19 protein-coding genes are annotated in these 19,027 nt (G+C 38.9%); 13 read left to right on the top strand and 6 right to left on the bottom strand.

Annotation, left to right across the window (positions count from 1 at the left end; all coding sequences use genetic code 11):
• Window positions 1-19 precede the first annotated feature (19 nt).
• From murB to KTV93_RS04290, 6 genes are all read left to right on the top strand, one after another.
• Window positions 20-1,039 carry a UDP-N-acetylmuramate dehydrogenase gene (murB, locus tag KTV93_RS04315; RefSeq protein WP_218250091.1) on the top strand — a complete coding sequence of 340 codons (1,020 nt, stop codon included), beginning with the start codon at window positions 20-22 and terminating at the stop codon, window positions 1,037-1,039.
• Window positions 1,040-1,197: 158 nt separating this feature from the next.
• Window positions 1,198-1,443 (top strand): 50S ribosomal protein L28, encoded by a 246-nt coding sequence (gene rpmB, locus KTV93_RS04310; RefSeq protein ID WP_088469761.1) that lies wholly within the window; start codon window positions 1,198-1,200, stop codon window positions 1,441-1,443.
• Window positions 1,443-1,625, top strand: coding sequence for a 50S ribosomal protein L33 (gene rpmG, locus KTV93_RS04305; protein ID WP_015806891.1), 183 nt, complete (start codon window positions 1,443-1,445; stop codon window positions 1,623-1,625). Before rpmB ends, rpmG begins: the two co-directional genes overlap by 1 nt.
• Before the next feature lie 19 nt (window positions 1,626-1,644).
• A complete protein-coding gene (locus tag KTV93_RS04300) occupies window positions 1,645-1,800 on the top strand; it encodes a DUF4295 domain-containing protein (RefSeq protein WP_218250090.1) in 156 nt (51 codons plus the stop codon).
• Between the two features lie 112 nt (window positions 1,801-1,912).
• The gene (gene ftsY, locus KTV93_RS04295; RefSeq protein ID WP_218250492.1) at window positions 1,913-2,869 is read left to right on the top strand and encodes a signal recognition particle-docking protein FtsY; all 957 of its coding nucleotides are present in this window, start codon (window positions 1,913-1,915) and stop codon (window positions 2,867-2,869) included.
• A gap of 80 nt (window positions 2,870-2,949) precedes the next feature.
• Window positions 2,950-3,204: a GlsB/YeaQ/YmgE family stress response membrane protein gene (locus tag KTV93_RS04290; RefSeq protein WP_218250089.1), complete on the top strand. Its 255-nt coding sequence runs from the start codon at window positions 2,950-2,952 to the stop codon at window positions 3,202-3,204.
• Window positions 3,205-3,267: 63 nt separating this feature from the next.
• On the opposite strand, the gene sppA is transcribed toward KTV93_RS04290, so the two are convergent.
• Window positions 3,268-5,025 (bottom strand): signal peptide peptidase SppA, encoded by a 1,758-nt coding sequence (gene sppA / locus KTV93_RS04285; protein WP_218250088.1) that lies wholly within the window; start codon window positions 5,023-5,025, stop codon window positions 3,268-3,270.
• Window positions 5,026-5,046: 21 nt separating this feature from the next.
• On the opposite strand from sppA, the gene folK reads away from it, so the two are divergent.
• The 5 genes from folK to fmt all read left to right on the top strand — a co-directional run bounded on the left by folK (window position 5,047) and on the right by fmt (window position 11,039).
• Complete coding sequence (gene folK, locus KTV93_RS04280; RefSeq protein WP_218250087.1) at window positions 5,047-5,460, top strand: 2-amino-4-hydroxy-6-hydroxymethyldihydropteridine diphosphokinase; 414 nt, start codon at window positions 5,047-5,049, stop codon at window positions 5,458-5,460.
• Between the two features lie 20 nt (window positions 5,461-5,480).
• Window positions 5,481-6,602: an OmpA family protein gene (locus KTV93_RS04275; RefSeq protein ID WP_218250086.1), complete on the top strand. Its 1,122-nt coding sequence runs from the start codon at window positions 5,481-5,483 to the stop codon at window positions 6,600-6,602.
• Between the two features lie 25 nt (window positions 6,603-6,627).
• Window positions 6,628-8,067 carry an OmpA family protein gene (locus KTV93_RS04270; protein WP_218250085.1) on the top strand — a complete coding sequence of 480 codons (1,440 nt, stop codon included), beginning with the start codon at window positions 6,628-6,630 and terminating at the stop codon, window positions 8,065-8,067.
• A gap of 82 nt (window positions 8,068-8,149) precedes the next feature.
• The gene (locus KTV93_RS04265) at window positions 8,150-10,057 is read left to right on the top strand and encodes a RecQ family ATP-dependent DNA helicase (RefSeq protein ID WP_218250084.1); all 1,908 of its coding nucleotides are present in this window, start codon (window positions 8,150-8,152) and stop codon (window positions 10,055-10,057) included.
• 37 nt (window positions 10,058-10,094) lie between these two features.
• Window positions 10,095-11,039 (top strand): methionyl-tRNA formyltransferase, encoded by a 945-nt coding sequence (gene fmt / locus KTV93_RS04260; protein ID WP_218250083.1) that lies wholly within the window; start codon window positions 10,095-10,097, stop codon window positions 11,037-11,039.
• Between the two features lie 10 nt (window positions 11,040-11,049).
• On the opposite strand, the gene KTV93_RS04255 is transcribed toward fmt, so the two are convergent.
• Entirely contained in the window at window positions 11,050-13,380 is a 2,331-nt protein-coding gene (locus KTV93_RS04255) for a choice-of-anchor L domain-containing protein (RefSeq protein ID WP_218250082.1), read from the bottom strand.
• Window positions 13,381-13,475: 95 nt separating this feature from the next.
• The gene (gene tsf / locus KTV93_RS04250; RefSeq protein ID WP_218250081.1) at window positions 13,476-14,297 is read right to left on the bottom strand and encodes a translation elongation factor Ts; all 822 of its coding nucleotides are present in this window, start codon (window positions 14,295-14,297) and stop codon (window positions 13,476-13,478) included.
• A gap of 138 nt (window positions 14,298-14,435) precedes the next feature.
• On the opposite strand from tsf, the gene KTV93_RS04245 reads away from it, so the two are divergent.
• The gene (locus KTV93_RS04245; protein WP_218250080.1) at window positions 14,436-15,014 is read left to right on the top strand and encodes a DUF6759 domain-containing protein; all 579 of its coding nucleotides are present in this window, start codon (window positions 14,436-14,438) and stop codon (window positions 15,012-15,014) included.
• A gap of 1 nt (window position 15,015) precedes the next feature.
• Here the strand turns inward: KTV93_RS04245 and KTV93_RS04240 are convergent, their stop codons facing one another.
• Genes KTV93_RS04240 through KTV93_RS04230 form a run of 3 tightly spaced genes read right to left on the bottom strand, consistent with a single transcriptional unit; the run spans window position 15,016 to window position 17,763 of the window.
• Window positions 15,016-15,711 carry a tRNA1(Val) (adenine(37)-N6)-methyltransferase gene (locus KTV93_RS04240; protein ID WP_218250079.1) on the bottom strand — a complete coding sequence of 232 codons (696 nt, stop codon included), beginning with the start codon at window positions 15,709-15,711 and terminating at the stop codon, window positions 15,016-15,018.
• Window positions 15,712-15,725: 14 nt separating this feature from the next.
• The gene (locus tag KTV93_RS04235; protein ID WP_218250078.1) at window positions 15,726-17,180 is read right to left on the bottom strand and encodes a sensor histidine kinase; all 1,455 of its coding nucleotides are present in this window, start codon (window positions 17,178-17,180) and stop codon (window positions 15,726-15,728) included.
• Complete coding sequence (locus KTV93_RS04230; protein WP_218250077.1) at window positions 17,167-17,763, bottom strand: riboflavin synthase; 597 nt, start codon at window positions 17,761-17,763, stop codon at window positions 17,167-17,169. Before KTV93_RS04230 ends, KTV93_RS04235 begins: the two co-directional genes overlap by 14 nt.
• A gap of 103 nt (window positions 17,764-17,866) precedes the next feature.
• Between KTV93_RS04230 and pdxA the strand changes: the two genes are divergently transcribed.
• Complete coding sequence (pdxA, locus tag KTV93_RS04225; protein ID WP_218250076.1) at window positions 17,867-18,958, top strand: 4-hydroxythreonine-4-phosphate dehydrogenase PdxA; 1,092 nt, start codon at window positions 17,867-17,869, stop codon at window positions 18,956-18,958.
• The last annotated feature ends 69 nt before the right edge of the window (window positions 18,959-19,027 follow it).

Below are 19,027 nucleotides of genomic sequence, written 5' to 3'. Positions count from 1 at the left end.
AGTTAACGCTTAGACCGCAATGAAAATTCAGGAAAATTATTCTTTAAAAAAGCTCAATACTTTCGGCGTTGATGTTTCTGCAAAATATTTTGCGGAAGTAAAAGACATCAGTGATTTGAAATACGCCATTGAATTCGCTAAAATTAACCATTTTGAGATTCTGTTTTTAGGCGGCGGCAGTAATGTTCTTTTCACCAAAGATTTTGGCGGATTGGTTATAAAACTAGATTTGAAAGGAATTTCTGAAGCGTCTTTAAATGAAAATGAAGTTCTGGTTACCGCAAAAGCCGGCGAGAACTGGCATGAGTTTGTACAGTTCTGTTTAGATAAAAATTATGGAGGTTTAGAGAATTTATCGCTGATACCCGGGAATGTGGGAACTTCACCCATGCAGAATATCGGTGCTTACGGAACGGAGATTAAAGATACTTTTGTAAACTGTAAAGTTTTGAATCTGGAAAATTTACAGATTGAAGAATTTGATAATGTAACATGCAGGTTCGGTTACCGCGAATCGGTTTTCAAACGTGAAGGAAAGGGAAAATATGTAATCCTTGAAGTTACATTTAAACTTTCCAGAAAAAATCACCAGATAAAAACAGAATACGGAGCCATTAAAACTGAACTCGAAAAACTGGGTGTTGAAAATCCTTCGATTCAGGATATTTCCCGTGCGGTGATCAATATCCGACAAAGTAAACTTCCGGATCCGAAAATCATTGGAAATGCAGGAAGTTTTTTTAAAAATCCTACAATTCCGCTGGAGCAGTTTTTAAAGGTTCAGAAAGAATATCCTCAGATGCCCAATTATCCGAACGGCGATGCGGTGAAAATTCCTGCCGGCTGGCTCATAGAACAGTGCGGCTGGAAAGGAAAACAAATCGTAAATGTAGCATCGCACGACCTTCAGGCATTGGTTATTGTAAACAAAACAGGCGCTGCATCGGGAAAAGAAATCTATGATTTTTCGACGCTGATTATTGAATCTGTCCTTGATAAATTCGGCATTGAGCTGGAGAGAGAGGTTAATATTATCTGACGGAAGTGTTGAAAGTGGTTTTGAAGTGTGAACGGATAATCCTTTAGAAAAGATTCAAAAAAAATATAAAATATTAATTCATAAATATTTGTCTAAGTGGAAAATTCTTTGTTATTTTGCACTCTCAAATATTTAGTAGTAAAAAAGAACATCGAGATATGTCAAGAATTTGCCAAATAACAGGAAAGCGTGCCATGGTTGGAAACAATGTTTCTCACGCTAATAACAAAACGAAGCGTCGTTTTGAAATTAACTTATTGGAGAAGAAATTTTACCTTCCGGAGCAAGAAAAGTCTGTAACTTTAAAAGTTTCTGCACACGGATTGAGAGTTATCAACAAGATTGGTATCGAAGAAGCAATTGAAAGAGCAGCAAGAAACGGATTTATAAAAAAAGATAAGTAATGGCTAAAAAAGGTAACAGAGTTCAGGTGATTCTTGAGTGCACAGAGCACAAAGAAACCGGTGTAGCAGGAATGTCAAGATACATTACGACCAAAAACAAAAAGAACACTACAGAAAGATTGGAGTTGAAAAAATTCAATCCGGTTCTTAAGAAATATACCCTTCACAAGGAAATCAAGTAATTTTTTAAAAGAATAAAAAATGGCAAAGAAAGTAGTAGCATCCCTACAGGGTGGTGCAGGGTCTAAAAAAATGACCAAAGTAGTGAAAATGGTGAAGTCTCCTAAATCAGGTGCTTACATTTTCGAAGAAAAAGTAATGAACGCTGACGAAGTAGAAGGTTATTTGAAAAAATAATACTACCAGCTTTACGATATAAAACTATCCAAATTATTGGGTAGTTTTTTTGTTATATTTGCTTTGCAAACAAATGATTCAAGAAATCATTAAAAAAATTGATACTGAAAAAATGAGTTGGTATAAAAATATTTTTAAGAAGGAAGAAAAAGAAACTTTAGATAAAGGTCTTGAAAAATCCAATCAGGGATTTTTCGAAAAAATATCGAAAGCTGTTGTAGGAAAATCAAAAGTTGATGATGAGGTTCTGGATGATTTAGAAGAAGTCCTTATCGCATCAGACGTAGGTGCATCTACCACTATTAAGATAATTCAGCGGATTGAAGAACGCGTTGCCAGAGACAAGTTTGTAGGCACAGATGAATTGAATAATATCCTGAGAGAAGAGATTTCGGGATTGTTGCTCGAAAATCCACACGCCGGTACAGGCAATGTTGATGAATCCAAGAAACCTTATGTCATTATGGTCGTGGGTGTAAACGGCGTCGGAAAAACCACAACCATCGGTAAATTAGCCCATCAGTTTAAATCTGAGGGAAAAAATGTGGTGTTAGGCGCTGCAGATACATTCCGCGCGGCTGCGGTAGATCAGCTTGTAATCTGGAGTGAACGGGTGGGTGTACCGATTGTAAAGCAGGGAATGGGATCTGATCCGGCTTCTGTGGCATTCGATACAGTACAGAGTGCGATGGCAAATAATGCTGATGTGGTGATTATCGATACGGCAGGCCGACTTCATAATAAAGTGAATTTAATGAATGAGCTGACCAAAATCAAAAGGGTGATGCAGAAAGTTATTCCGGATGCGCCACACGAGATTCTTTTGGTGCTGGATGGTTCTACAGGACAGAACGCTTTCGAGCAGGCAAAACAGTTTACCGCAGCAACAGAAGTTAATGCATTGGCAGTCACTAAATTAGATGGCACAGCAAAAGGCGGTGTTGTAATTGGAATTTCCGATCAGTTTCAGATTCCTGTCAAATATATTGGCGTTGGAGAAAAAATGACAGACCTGCAGTTATTTAATGGAACGGAATTTGTAGATTCTTTTTTCAGAAAACGTAATTGACAACTATTTCATAGTTTTAATTATTTTTTTATAGCTTTAGAAAACCAAATACTAAATATTAACATTAAAATTTTAAAACTATGGGTATTTTAACTTGGATCATTTTTGGTCTTATCGCAGGTGCAATCGCAAAATTCATTATGCCTGGAAATCAGGGAATGGGTTGGTTAATGACAATTATCTTAGGCATCGTAGGTGCGTTCGTTGGTGGATGGATCGGCAGTATGCTAGGCTGGGGGACAGTTAATGATTTTGACATTAAGAGTATGTTACTTGCAGTAGTAGGAGCTTTGGCCGTTCTCTGGATTTACGGAATGGCAACTAGAAGAGCATAATGCTTACGATAAAAATAAAATCCCGGTTTGATCATCAAACCGGGATTTTTTTATGTTTTCAGCTTAATCAATCTTTACGTGAAAGGGCATCTGCATCATCACACCGCTCTGTAATTTAGGATTTGTAATCTGCTCAAAAAGTTTGTAGTTCTCCTCACCTAACTTATTCTTCATGATTCTGGTAGAAATCTGTTCCTCCTCTAGATCTTTGAAAAGCTGTTCGAATTTAGAAACTTTCTTTGGATAAGCAGCAACATTAAATGTTCCTAGTTGAGCTTTCTGTGCCGCAAAATTTACAGCATCGTTAAGTGATCCCAGTTCATCTACAAGTCCCAGCTGTTTTGCCCGCGTTCCGCTCCAGACTCTGCCGCCTCCTACTTCATCAATTTGTTCAAAAGATTTTTTTCTGTTTTGAGTTACAAAATACACAAAGCGTTTGTAGGTTTGCTCTACACTTTTGGTTAGTATAGAAACTCCTCCAGGAGTAACGCCGTTGATCGGGGAATACATATTAGAATTGACGTTGGTATTTACTGCATGAGAAGTTAGGCCGTTTTTGTTTGCAATTTCTTTAAAATATGGAATCATTCCGAATACGCCGATAGAGCCGGTTAAGGTATTTGGTTCAGAGTAGATTTTGTCTGCAGCCATTGCGATATAATATCCGCCGGATGCCGCGTAGTCACCAAATGATACTACCAGAGGCTTTTTCTTTTTCAGCTGCTGAAGTTCAAAAAGAATTTCATCTGAAGCATTCGCGCTGCCACCTGGTGAATTGATTCTGAATACCACTGCCTTAATCTTATCGTTATCACTGATCTTTTTAATTTCCTTCACAAAATTCTCGGCATATACAGCATCAAAGCCTTCACCATTATAAATTGCTCCTGATGCGTACAATACTGCAATCTGGTCATCTTTTTTGAAGTTTTCTTCCTGGTAAGAACTGATGTACTTGCTGAAAGAAATTTTATTGAGTTTGCTGTCGTTCTTTAGCTGAAGTTTATTTTTGAGAAGATCATCGTACTGTGTTTTCTGAATTAAGCGGTCTGCAAGACGATATTTTAAACTTAAATCCGGAATAATGCCGTAAAGACTGTCCACCACAGTTTGGAATTGCGACTGATCTATCTTTCTGGAAGCGGCAATTTTAGTGGAATTATATGACCACAAATCGTTGAGCATTGTTGAAATCTGTTCGCGGTTTTCGGGTGACATATCATCTCTAAGAAACGGCTCAACAGCAGATTTGTACTTACCGTGACGTATAATCTCCATGCCGATACCAAATTTATCTGCAAAACTTTTCATGTAAAGCACTTCTGTGGTAAGACCCTTCAGGTCTATTCCTCCCGAAGGATTCAGAAAATACTGGTCTGCTACAGATCCCAAATAGTACGCCGCCTGCGATACATTATTTCCGTAGGCGTAAACAAATTTTCCGCTTTTTTTGAAGTCTTCGAGCGCGGAGCGAACTGCATCAAGCTGAGTCATTCCGGCCCGGAGGCCATCAGTTTCGATGCTGATCCCTTTAATTTTATCATCAGTCTTTGCCTTTTTTATGGCCTCGGTGATATCATACAGCATTACATTGTTTTCCTGTTCACTGAATGCAAATAAATCTTCGTTATCTTCGGTAGGACTGTCGATTATATTGGTTTTTAAATCCAATATCAGCACAGAATTGTTTTTTATGGCAGATTTTTTGTTGCCGCTAAAAGCAGAAACAGCAACCATTGTTACGATAAACATAAAAAAAAGCCCGCCAATAATCATTATTGCAACTATATTTGCGAGGACATTTTTAAAAAAACTTTTCATAATCTTTATATATTTCACAATATGTCGCATCATTTAGTCACTTTGTTACTCGGAAGCAATTTAGGGAAGCAAAAGGATAATATAGATCTCGCAATATCCAGAATTGAAGAGGAAGTTGGTGAGCTTGTAGGACAAAGCGAAATTATATATACAAAACCCGTAGAATTTGTTAGTAATAATATTTTTTGTAATATTGCATTACGTATAAAAACACAATTTTCTCCCATAAAACTGCTTAATTTGCTAAAAAAGATAGAAGTTGAAATGGGTAGAACAGACGATTCATTGATAACGAAAGGGTATGCAGACAGAGTTATTGATATAGACATTGTCTTTTATGGGAACATGAATTTCAGTTCGCTAAGATTAGAAATTCCTCATAGCAAACATGTTTATGAACGCGAATTTTCTAAAAAATTGTTGTTAAGTATTTAGAAAACATTAAAAACATAAATATGAAATTAGGTTTATTTTTAGCATTATTTCTGCCTATTGCTTTCTATGCCCAGGATGGCACAGCTTTAGAGGATAATCAGAAATATCCAAACACGTTTTCAAACGGTTCCGCCAATGTTTACAACTTCAATAATTCATCAAGAAAATTCAATGACTGGGCAATTTCAGTTGGTGGAGGTGCTGCATTGATGGCAAAAGCTGATTTAACATCTTTCTATGGTGATGAGATCAATTGGGGCTGGAACGCTTACGCAAGTTTGGACAAACAGATTACACATGCCTTTGGTCTTGGATTGCAATACCAAATGGGAGAATCTAATCAGCGTGGGCAACTGCCCGGAGCTGAAGGCATAAAAGCCGGTGTTGCCGATGCCTGGACAAAGTACCAGCAGATCTCTTTACTCGGAGATGTTAATTTCTCTAATTTATTAAGACGTGTAGATAATCGCTCACCATACCGTTGGGCATTACATGGTTATGCAGGTATAGGAATTCAGGGGTATGAAACTTTACTCCTCGATCAGGACATTTCGAACTACAATCCCCGAACCTTTCCGTTGGCGGTAGATCAGAAAATGGGTATCAATTCATTTTTTTATCAGGGGGGTATTGGCCTAAAGTATAAAGCATCCAAACTTATGGATGTAGAACTTAGAACCATGTATATTATGAGTGGTGATGAGGAATTTGATGGTGGAGGTGACCGCAGGGATACTAATTCACCAAGAATCAACTACAATCTTATTAATGATTCGCACAGCGATGATTTGCTTACTGTAAATCTTGGATTATCTTTCAAATTAGGAAAGCATGCTTCACACTTAGCATGGCATGATCCTCTTCAGGAAGCCTATTACAGAACAACTGTTCTTGAAAACACGCCAGACGAATTAGTAGTTTGTGAAAAAGGTGATAATGACAATGACGGAGTTTGCGATGATTGGGACAGACAACTGGATACTCCTGCAGGCGCAAGAGTTGATGGAGCAGGTGTAGCACTTGATATGGATTTAGACGGTATCATCGATCTGTATGACAAATGCGTTACAGTTCCCGGATCTGCAGAAAATAACGGTTGCCCATCAGGAGCCGCTACAAATGTAAACACAACAGTACAATAAACATCACTTAACAAAAAAATAAATTATGAAACTAAATTTAACAAGCTTTGCTTTAGCACTGGTTTTACCTACTGCTATCTTTGCACAAGACTCCGTTGCAGTTTCTACTGAAGGATATCCAAACACATTTTCTTCAGGGTCTGCAAATGTATCTCCGTTTACTCAGGAGTCCAAACGATTCAATGACTGGGCTGTTTCCGTAGGAGCAGGTATCCCATTGGTGCAGTCTGCCGACTTAACTTCCATCAAGAATGGGAATGGTAAAAATGTATTCGGATATTCTGCTTATTTAAGTATTGATAAAGCGATTACCCATGCTTTCGGGCTGAATCTTCAGTATGACAGAGGCGAAACCCGTCAGGGATGGTTTAATACAAAAACAGATAACGCTACCGGTAATACGTTTCAGGATGTAGGAGCGAGAACCCAATACGATGCTATTTCGATCCTGGGAGACCTTAACTTTTCTAATCTATTAAGAAGAGTTGATAATAAATCTCCATACAGATGGGCTTTACATGGTTATGCAGGTGTCGGGACTTTGGCTTACAGAGCTTATCTCGAAGATGCTGCCGGACAAAGATTGATGACTGAAATTAAACCTTTCAAATTGGGGTCTATGTTCGGTCAGGCAGGTGCAGGCTTGAAATATAAAGTAAACAGAAAAATTGATATTGAAGGACGTGTAATGTACTTTGTAACCGGAGATGATGAATTTGACGGCGGAGGTGCACAGTACAGCCCGATCAATCAGCGTGAAGAGCAGGTTTCTGATAACTTCTTTAATGCTACCCTTGGTTTGTCTTTAAAATTAGGAAAACACCAGTCTCATTTGATGTGGCACGATCCGCTTCAGGAAATCTATTACAAGCTTGATGTTTTGGCTGACAGAAACCAGGATGTAGAAGTTTGTAAGAAAGGAGATGCTGATAACGACGGTGTATGTGATGATTGGGACAGACAGCTTGATACTCCTGCAGGAGCAAGAGTTGATGGTGCAGGTGTAGCGCTTGATACAGATTTAGATGGAGTTATAGACCTTTACGACAAATGTGTTACAGTACCTGGTCCTGTTGAAAATAACGGTTGTCCTACAGGTGGTACAGTTACAGATAATACAAGAACTCTTGAGGGAATTGAATTTGATTTAGATTCCGACAGAATTCTTCCTTCTAACACGCCAATCCTTAATAACGCTGTAAACTATATCAACTCTTCATCCGGAACATACAACGTGATCGGAGGAACAGATACGAGAGCTTCTGATGCTTACAACCAGAATCTTTCTGAAAGAAGAGCAAATACGGTGAAGAACTATCTGATCGATAACGGAGTAGAAGCAGGTAAATTAGAAGCAATTGGTAGAGGTGAAAAAGACCTTAAATATCCAGAGTGCGATCCAGCTACAAAATGTCCGGAATGGAAAAACAGAGCAAACAGAAGGGTTTACTTCGAAGCTAAATAATTTTACTTAATTATAATACTAAAGCCACGCAATGCGTGGCTTTTTTTTGTCTGATGGCATTTGTTTCAGTAATTTTACTCCCATGATTTCCTCCCACGATTTTCAGCAGTTAAAGTTCGATACCCTAAAACATTTTTGGGGTTACGATACATTCCGGGACTCTCAGGAAAATATCATCAATTCGGTTATCGAAGGCCGGGATTCGCTGGCACTTCTTCCAACAGGTGGCGGTAAATCGCTGTGTTATCAGCTTCCCGCGCTTGTTTTGGAAGGTACATGTATTGTAGTTTCCCCGCTTTTGGCTTTGATGAAAGACCAGGTTTATCAGCTTAAAAATAATGGAATTGAAGCTGAATATCTCTCATCAGAACTCGATGAATTCGATGCAGAAACGGTTTATAACCGCTGCAAAGACGGACTTACAAAACTGCTGTATGTATCGCCCGAAAGGCTGACCAATCGTGTATTTCTCCAGAATCTGGAAGAAATTCAAATCTCCTTCATCGCAGTTGATGAGGCGCACTGTATTTCTGAATGGGGGCAGGATTTCCGGCCGAGCTATCAGAATATAAAGGATTTCAGGTCACAGTTTCTCGATATTCCCTGTCTTGCGCTCACCGCTACGGCGACTCCGAAAGTACTTCAGGAAATTAAGCTCAAACTTAACCTTAAAAATCCTGAAATCTTTAAGAAAAGTTTTCGGCGGACCAATATTAAAATCATTTCAGATAAAATTTCAGATAAGTATCAGCGCATTCTGAATCTCATGAAATACAATACCTCCTCCGGAATTATCTATGTCCGTACGCGGAAAGAATCGGAGGAACTTGTGAAATTCCTTCAGAATAACAGTATCAATAATGTCGATTTCTTTCATGCGGGACTTCCGGTAAAGGAAAAAAATGCAAGGCAGAACCACTGGCTTAAAAGTAATGATCATGTGCTGATCTCTACCAATGCATTTGGAATGGGAATCGATAAAGATAACGTTAGATTCGTAGTTCATTTCTCGCCGCCGCAATCCTTGGAGAATTATTATCAGGAAATCGGAAGGGTTGGGCGTGATGGTCAGCCTTCATCAGCTTTTCTCTTCTGGAATGAGCAGGAACTTACGAATTTTGACCAAATACTGCGGAACCAAACACCAACGAAGCACGAGTTTTACAACATTGTTTCTTACCTGTATTCGGGGTTTCAAATTGCTGAAAACGATCTCGCAGAAAATGTATTTCAACTGCATATTCAGAAGATTCAGAATTTTACCAAAGCGTCATTGGCCAAAATCAGAAATGTACTTGGTTTTCTGCACAATCAGGAAATTGTTTTTTTTAACAGCAACCGCTCGCTTTCTTCACTGGAATTAAAAATTAATCCGGATGAACTTGATTTGCTTGCTAAAAAAGATGCCTATTTCATTGAACTGCTTCTGAGGACTTATTCCGGACTTACGACTCATAAAATTATGTTCAGTGAGTTTACTTTGAGTAACAAAATGAACGTAGATTCTCATCTCATCAAGGAAAGAATTAAGGAGTTGCAGCAAAAAAATTACGTGGAATATATCGATGGTGCCCTGGCGAGTATTAAATTCCTGAAACATCGTGATGACAGAGCTGTTCAGGGTAAATACTGGTGTCTTTTTGAACAGATTCAGAAAAATAAACTTCAGAAGTGGGAAGAAATGAAATTCTTTGTCCGTAACAGTGATTTCTGTAAAATGAAACTGATTCTGTCTTATTTTGGCGAAAAAGAAGTTAAAAACTGTGGCAATTGTTCTGTTTGTGAACAGCAGAAAGAAAGCGTTTTTGGAAGAAATGTCTCTCAAGAAATTATCGAAATTCTGAAACAGAAACCTTCAAACGTAGAAGAAATCGCAATCAGATTAAATTATTACGAAAAGGAAAATATTTTAGAAAACCTTATTTATCTGCTGGATTCCGGAAAGGTTAAAATGCTGAATTTCCGCACGTATGCATATAATCATGAGTGATTTTTAGGAATCACATCCAAAAAAAATTTAAATTCAAATGAAACCTTTAAAAGTTATATTCTTCGGTACTCCCGAATTCGCAAAAACCTCACTCGAAGCAATTCATAAATCTCAACATGAAATTGTTGGCGTTGTAACAGTAGCTGATAAGGCCAGCGGACGGGGCCAGAAAATTCATGAATCCCCGGTAAAAACTTTCGCGGTAGAAAATAATCTGCCGGTTTTTCAGCCTGAAAAATTGAGAAATCAAGAATTTTTAAGAAGTATTCAGGAATTAGATGCCGACGTTTTTGTCGTGGTAGCTTTCAGGATGATGCCAAAAATCTTATTCGAAATGCCTAAAATTGGTACTTTCAATCTCCACGCATCGCTTCTGCCGGATTATCGTGGTGCGGCTCCAATTAATTATGCAGTCATTAACGGTGAGAAAAAAACTGGCGCAACGACTTTTTTCATCAACGAAAAGATTGATGAGGGAAACATTCTTTTACAGAACGAAATCGAAATTTTAACGGATGAAAACGCCGGTCAACTGCATGACAGACTCATGATAATGGGTGCAGAATTGGTAGTAAAAACGTTGGATGGCTTGGCGGAAAATTCAATACAGGAAAAACCGCAGCCTGAAGTTGAACATCCGAAAAATGCCTTTAAAATCTTTAAGGAAGATACCCGGATCGACTGGACAAAAGAGGTAGAAACCGTCCATAATTTTATCCGCGGAATGTCGCCGTATCCGTGTGCTTTTACCACTTTAAAAATTGGAGAAGAGGAAAAAACACTTAAAATTTATAAAGGAAAGTTTGAGATTTCCGTGCACGACAAAACTCCCGGAAGTTTAGAGATCGACAAACATTCTTTTAAAATTTTCGCTAAAAACGGAACTTATTTCCCTGAAGAATTACAGTTGGAGGGTAAAAAAAGGATGGGCGTAAAGGATTTCCTCAACGGTTTTCAGCATTTCGATAATATCTCCAGATAAGAACTGAATTCTAATTTCGGTTTTTAAGTAAGATCCAGCCTTTGTAGGATACCGGAATCTGGGTTTCCGGTTCTGTCCAGTTCAGGATATACCAGTAATTTCCTGTCGGGAGCGCTCTTCCGCTGAGTAGTTTTCCGTCCCAGAGAAACTGATTGTCTTTAGAGGTAAAAACAAGAGTGCCGTATCGGTCGAAGATTTGTATACTTACATTCTCTTTAATTCTCAGATCAGAATAATCCAGCGCATCGTTAAGCCCGTCACCATTTGGCGTAATGACGTTGATAAGATTGATGATCAGAAAATCTTTTTCTACCGTCTGGCAATTTTGAGCATCAAGAACATACATTTTGTGCAGGCCGCGTGGAACATTTGTAAAAACATTAGAACTCTGAAAGTTGATATTGTCTAAAGAATATCCGTAAGGCTGAATTCCGCCTGAAACAAATACTGTTGCGGTATTCCCCGAAACCTCAATGTTGGTAATCTGAGGTAAAACGGAAGCGGAAACCTTCACGGTTTGTCGGTAAATACATCCATTGGACCCTAAATCAACCCAATATTCCCCCACGGGAACATTGCCGATTTGCGGTGTGGTTTCCCCAGTGCTCCAAAGATAAGAATCGAAACCAGGTCCTGCATCTAAAACAGTTAAGGCGTTATTACAGATGATGACATCCTTTAAAACGGTTGATTTCTTAGGTGATTTTAAATTGATGATTAATGTTCCTACATTGGGACAGGCGGTGGAACTTTCAAAACGCACGCCGAATGTTTTGGAGGCAGTAATCGTCTGGCTTTCTGTAATTGGATTTACCTTGTTTCTGGCGTCCTCAGCGGAATTGTAAAAGGTAACGGTCAAGTCTGATGCTGTAGTAAATTGGCTCTGATAATTTTTGAGGTTTACGCTCTCGGAGCCATTTAAATCATTGTCGCAGACATTATCAGAAACCGTATTTGTTTGGAGTATTGTCTTATTGCCGAATTTAAGCAGGATCTCGCCAAATTCCGGGTTACAGCCAAACGCACTTTCTACTCTTACATAAATGCGGGTATCGCCGGTAAGAAGCCATCCATTTTGTAACTCTGTTCCAGATGTTCCAGTTTCCGAAGCTGGCTTCGTCAGATAATATTTCGGAAGATAAGCAGTATTGAAGTTGGAAATAATCTGGGAGTCAAACTCTGAGAAATCTACAGGAATGCCGCCGGATAAATTGTCATCGCAAAGGGTGAAAGTCCCAAAATTAATCGCCGGTTTTTCCTGAATTTCGATTTTGACAGAACCGGTTAAAATGCAGCCACCGATATTAACTTCAACTTCGTAATTGCCATTACTCGATACTACACCCGGAACGGTAAGTCGTGCATTGGTCGCTCCCGGAATCGCTACTCCGTCTTTAAACCACCGGTAAGAAGTAGCTCCCGCTGTTGTAGCATCCAGGATCTTAGAACTTCCTTCGCAAACAGGATTATTGTTCGCTATCAGAAGGTCGGGACCCAAATCTTTTTTACCAACAAAACTTCCAGCTTTAAGAAATACTGCGGAATCGTATCGTCCGGTCCGGTCTGAGCCTGCAAGATGATCTGCAATTACCAGCTTGATGTGATACTTAACTCCGGGAACAATATCTGTTTTTGCGGTAAGAACTTTGGTTTGTCCATCGAACGCGGTGGGGGAGTTGGTTCCGTTGAAACTCCCAAAATACCCAGTATTTCTGGGGCAGTTTGGTGCAGTATTTATGGAAAGTGAAGTCACAGGATCTTGAGTTCCGGGAACCAGAGCAATATTGGTGTAGGGGTCCGAGGTCCCGGCCTTCTTGATCAGAAAAGCAAATCCGTCGGAGTAGGTGCAGTTGGTACGGCGGTATTCTTCGGAGAGAAACAGATACTCGAAGCTGATGCCCGAGGTATTGTTTGCAACGAAATCGAACTCGATAGAAGTTGCATTTAAATAGTTATATACGCTTTCCTGAAGTGCAGCTGCCAAATCCGGATCGCCTTGCCATTGATCGTCCTGATCATCCAGCAGAACGTTATTAGGTCCTGGTGCATTACGAACGGCTCCCGTACTCAGAATAATTCCTTTGCTGATATCAAACGGCAGTGAACCTTTTTCGAAGTAGCCGTGGCTTGACTCGCTGCCTCCGGCATTCTGCCAGCCTGTAGTGGAAACATTAGACACGGTAATACAACCTGCGTTCTGAGAGCCGATAAATACATCGCGTACAAGCTGTTCTGCGGTATAAGTAGAAGTGTCTACCGTGATATATTGCTGTGCGTTTACAGAAATATTGAATAAGATGAAAAGCAGGTTAAAACTGCTGAAAATTTTGGCTCTGGACATAGTATTTTTCCGGGTGACAAAATTACTTCATATTTGGCGAAAAAAAAATCTCTTCCACAATTAATGGAAGAGATTTATATCAGTAAAAGATTTGATTAAGTAAGACTTACTCTTACAAAACCTACCACTTTTAGATCTCCGTTTACAGATTTTACATAATCAGCTACAGAAACACCGCTGTCTTTAATGAAAGCTTGGTGTACCAAAGTGTTGTCTTTGTAGAATTTCTGCATTTTTCCTTTTAGGATATTATCGATAATGTTTGCAGGTTTACCTTCTTTAGTCAAGATTTCTCTTTCGATATCCAGTTCTCTGTCGATAACTTCCTGAGAAACCATAGTTTCGTCAAGTGCAATTGGGTTCATTGCAGCAACCTGCATTGATACCGCTTTTGCAGCATCTGCAGCGCCGTCAACATCAGCTGAAAGTGAAGTGATTGCAGCAATCTTGTTTCCAGCGTGGATGTAAGCTCCTAAGAATGGCCCTTCGATAGTTTCGAAAGAACCGATTTCAATTTTTTCACCAATAACACCAGTCTGCTCGATTAATTTCTCAGCAACAGTTGTTCCCTGGAAATCTGTAGCTAAAAATTCTTCTTTAGTTTTACCTAAAGCAAGTTCAGCTAATTCGTGAGCTAATTTTACGAAATCGTCATTTTTTGCAACGAAGTCGGTTTCGCAGTTTAGAGCGATGATTACTCCCGCAGTATTGTCTGCATTTACTTTAGCGATAACAGCTCCTTCAGTAGATTCTCTGTCGGCTCTGTTCGCAGCAACTTTCTGACCTTTTTTTCTAAGGATTTCAATCGCTTTATCGAAATCTCCTTCAGCTTCAACCAAGGCTTTTTTGCAGTCCATCATTCCTGCTCCTGTAATGTTTCTTAATTTGGCTACGTCTGCAGCAACGGGTGTATACATAAATTTATTTTTTTTATTAAAAATTTGTTTAGTTTAGCTTGAATTTTAAGCGTTGCAAAGATAATAAATTTCGCACAAACTAAAAAGAAGATTTCTTCGTTATTACTAAAATTTAAACTTCTATAAATCATTCCTTTAATGAAAAGATATCTATATATTCTGGTTTTTTTTATTTCGTTTTTTTCACACGCACAATCTAAATATACGGTTGCTCAGGTCGAAAAATCTACGGATCCACAGGTTATTGCCAACTTTATCAAGTATAATCCGACTCACCCCAAAACTCCGGAATTTAAGCGTAAACTATTAGCTGCTATAAACAATAATAAACCGGCCACACAGCAGGCGAGTGTTGCTAAACCTACTGTAAAACCGATCAGCACTGAGAAATTAAAGACTGCAATAAAAAAAGATGTTGCGAAAGACGGGCGGAATGACAAGCATAAACGTACTGCCGATTTACTGAATCATATGTTCAACAGTGATCCATCGAGCAGAACGGCGTATGTGCAGATTGTGAATAAATCTAAATGTAATTTAATTGTAAAAATCAGCGGTAGAAAATTCTATAATCTGGATGTTCCGGCGCATAACCAGAATTTTATTCTCATTGATAAAGGCAATTATACCCTCACCACCTCCGTTTGTGATGCTAAATATTCATCGGTGAAAAACATAAACAAAGATATCGTGGTAACCCTGAACGCGCCAAAATAATCTATTTTCCGAAAACGTGAAAATCCTGCGTCAGGGCGAGATAATCGTCGCTGTACCTTCGGGGAGATTTTTCGATCACCAATTCGGTTTCAGTAATTTTTTTATTTTCAAATCCAAACTCCAGAATCAGTCGTTTCGGGGATGCGTTTTGGATTCCAAAAATGGTGTTCTTTCTAACCAGAAACAAGCCCTCTTTACGACATCTTTTTTCGAAATCATTACCGGCATCAAAGGGAATAATAACCGAAAATGTTCCGCTTTCCGACAGAATTTGCGATGCATTAGATATCAAATCCCCAAAGGAAAGTTCAGTTTGCTGCCTGGCCAAGATATCCTTTTCGGAAGGGTTTATTTCAAAATACGGTGGGTTCGAAATGATTATGTCAAATTTATCCTTGACGTTATAAGATTTGAAATCCTGCTGAAGAACTTTTAACCTGTTATAAAAAGGAGAGGATCTGAAATTTTCGGCTGCAATTGCAGCTGCGTACTCATTAATTTCAATAGCAGTTATGATGGCTTCCGCATTTCGCTGCGCAACCATTAGAGCAATCAGACCTGTTCCGGTTCCGATTTCCAAAATTTTTCTTGCATTCTGAACCGAAGCAGAAGCGCCCAGCAAAACACCGTCTGTCCCCACACGGAATACCTTTGCAGACTGCTGTACGCTGAATTGTTTGAAGTGAAAAGGTTTCATTGAAATAAAGAAGTCTACATATTGGTCGGAAGCGATATCGTGAAAGTAGTGCCTTTCCCTACTTCCGATTTTACAGAAATTTCGCCTTTGTAATCTTCAACCATTTTTCTTACCATGGTTAATCCTAGTCCGGTTCCACTGGTTTTAGAGGTGAAGTTAGGCTCGAAAATTCTGTCGTACAGTTCTTCGGGAATTCCCGTTCCGTTGTCATCCACAGTAATGATGACTCTCTTTTGTCGCTGTTCTACATCGAGGTTTATGATATTCTCGCGGTCATCATGTTTTGCCTGTCTGGCGTTTGCTACCAGGTTGGTGATGATTCTGGAAAGGTAAATCTTATCCATTTCCATCATAATCTGATCTTTATTTGAGTGGAAATAAATTTTTTCGTCGCTGAATACGTTGATAATATTTCTGATCTCTTTATTTAAATCAAATATTTCATTGTTTTTCTCCGGGAGTTGTGCAAACTGCGAAAATGCACTTGCTACTGTGGCAACGAGATCAATCTGATCCACCAGCGTGCGGCTAAGGTGCTTTACTTTGTCACGGATCTCAGGGTCGGCGGGATCAAATTTTCTTTCAAAATTCTGTATCGTGAGTTTCATAGGAGTTAGAGGATTCTTCACTTCATGAGCTACCTGCTTGGCCATTTCCCGCCACGCTTCTTCTTTTTCTTTGAAACTCAGCCGCTGTTTCTGTTCCTGAATCTGCAGAATCATTTTGTTATATGCTTTAACAAGTTGATTCAGTTCATCATTATGGTAATATTTAATAGGTTTAGGATCGTCTTCGAAAAGAGTAATCTGATTGATTTTATCTGAAAATTTGGTTACAGCTCTGGTAAGATTATTCGAAATAACCCAACTCAGCCAAACTGATATTGCAATGATGAAAAGGGTAAGAACAACAATATAATTTACATATTTGTTGAATACACTGAAATAAGCACTGTCGTTGTGATAGAAAGGGAAAAAGACGATTGCAATCGGCTCCAGCATATTGTTTCTCAAAATCATATATGAGGAGGAAACGTTTGCGTCGATCTTTTTGTCGTAAGTCTGAAAATCAACCCGGCTGTCACTTTTCAACACCCGGTTAGCGATTTCTACCGGAATCTCTTTTTGGCTGATGAGATTATAATCTTTGTTGGAGATCAAAAATTTTCCGGAAAGGTCATATATAATAATATCCTGATTGTTGATGTCTGCAATCTCGAAAATATCATTTGCTAAAATCCCGGGTAAATCGCTCGTCTGAGCCTGTTTATGGCTTACCGCATAGTCCAGTGCTGACATTAACGCTTCAGATTTTTTCTGAAGATCAGTACGGCTTTGTTCCACCGCGTTATTGCGCAAAATAAAATAAGAAAGGATGGATGAACTTACGGTACTGAGCAAACAGATCAGCAGAAAGCCCCAAAAGACTTTATTTCGTAAGCTATAACCTTTGTATTTAGAGAAGGGCATTTTTTTTCATCAGTTTCGTTACATATTTTCCTATAATGTCGAATTCCAGATTTACCATATCGCCCGGCTGCAGATTTTTCATATTCGTGAATTCCCATGTGTATGGGATTATCGCTACTGAAAATTTACCTGAACCGCTGGAAGCTACCGTTAAGCTGATGCCGTTTACCGTTATAGATCCCTGTGGAACGGTAACATAATCATCTGTCTCATCATACTGAATGGTAATAAAAAAACTTCCGTCTTTGTCTTCAATTTTTTCTACGGTTCCGGTTTTGTCTACATGGCCCTGAACAATATGTCCATCCAGTCTTCCATCCCACTTCAAACAGCGTTCCAAATTAACCTCAGTTCCTACATTCCATTTCCCCAGATTGGTTTTTTCTAAAGTCTCTGCAATTGCAGTAACACTGTAGCCGGTATCTGTAATTTCTACAACGGTAAGGCAACAGCCATTATGAGCAAGGCTTTGATCGATCTTCAATTCCTGGGTAAAAGGACAGCTGAGGGTAAAGTTAATATTATCGCCACTGTGTTCAATTTTTTCAAGGGTGGCGGTCGCTTCAATGATTCCTGTAAACATGGGATGGGATTTATAGAAAATTAAGTTGTAAATAATTCGGGAATAGTTATTTCTAAATTGCTAAATTTGTGAAATTCTATTAATCTTCAAAGATAAATTAAAAATGAGTGCTAAACACCATAAAGTAAGGGTAGGAATTTCGATCGGTGATTTCAATGGGATTGGCCCGGAAATCATCATGAAATCTCTAAAAGATAAAGCAATTACCGATTTCTTCACGCCCATTATTTTTGGTTCAGGGAAACTCTTTACCTATCAGAAAAACATTTTTAAACTTCAGCATAATTTTAATTATATCACAGATGCCACACAGGCAGTTGGGGATAAAATTAATATGGTAAACCTTACGAAGGAAAACGTAAATGTTGATTTGGGTAAGCCTACCGAAGAATCTACCAAAATGGCGATCGATTCTTTAGAAGCCGCTACTATCTCTTTGATGAACGGTGAAATTGATGTTTTAGTTACTGCGCCTATTAATAAGGATGAAATGATGAAGCATGGTTTCGCGCACGCCGGACACACTGGTTATCTCGAAGAGAAGTTCGGAAGAAAAGGGCTTATGTTTTTAGTTACTGATGATTTGAAGGTAGCTGTTTCTACTCATCATATTCCGATTTCGCAGGTTGCAGAAAGTATTTCAAAAGAAAAAATAAAGAAACAGATCAAAATGCTGAATCAGTGTCTGATCGAGGATTTTCAGATTGCAAGACCTAAGATTGCAGTTTTAGGGTTGAATCCTCATTCCGGCGACGGTGGGGTGATCGGCAGAGAAGAAATCGAAATTATTTCTCCTGCAATTAAAGAACTTTTTGATAACGGAATTTTGACGTTCGGGCCTTTTCCGGCAGACAGTTTCTTCCAGCCGGGGAAATATAAGAATTACGATGCGGTTTTGGCCATGTATCACGACCAGGGTTTGGCGCCCTTTAAAACACTTGCTTATGAAGAAGGAGTGAATTATACAGCCGGATTGCCATTTATAAGAACTTCACCCGATCACGGTGTTGCCTACGATATCGCCGGACAGAACATTGCCGACGAGCAGAGTTTCACCGAAGCTATTTTTATGGCGATAAAGATTTTTAAAAACCGAAGAGAGTACAATGAATTGGTGACCAACCGCATGCAGCCACGGCGAAATGCTTCAGGGAACGGTGTTGACGAGGATTTACCACAGGAAAAAAACAGTTAGTATTTTGAAAATCATTTTTCCTGATTAATTGTTTTGAAAATTATTTGTAATATTAAAAAATTTGCATAT

The organism is Kaistella faecalis (assembly GCF_019195395.1).
GTDB classification, from domain to species: domain Bacteria; phylum Bacteroidota; class Bacteroidia; order Flavobacteriales; family Weeksellaceae; genus Kaistella; species Kaistella faecalis.
Note: the sequence above shows the minus strand (reverse complement) of the source record. Positions and strands in the feature narration are given on the sequence as shown.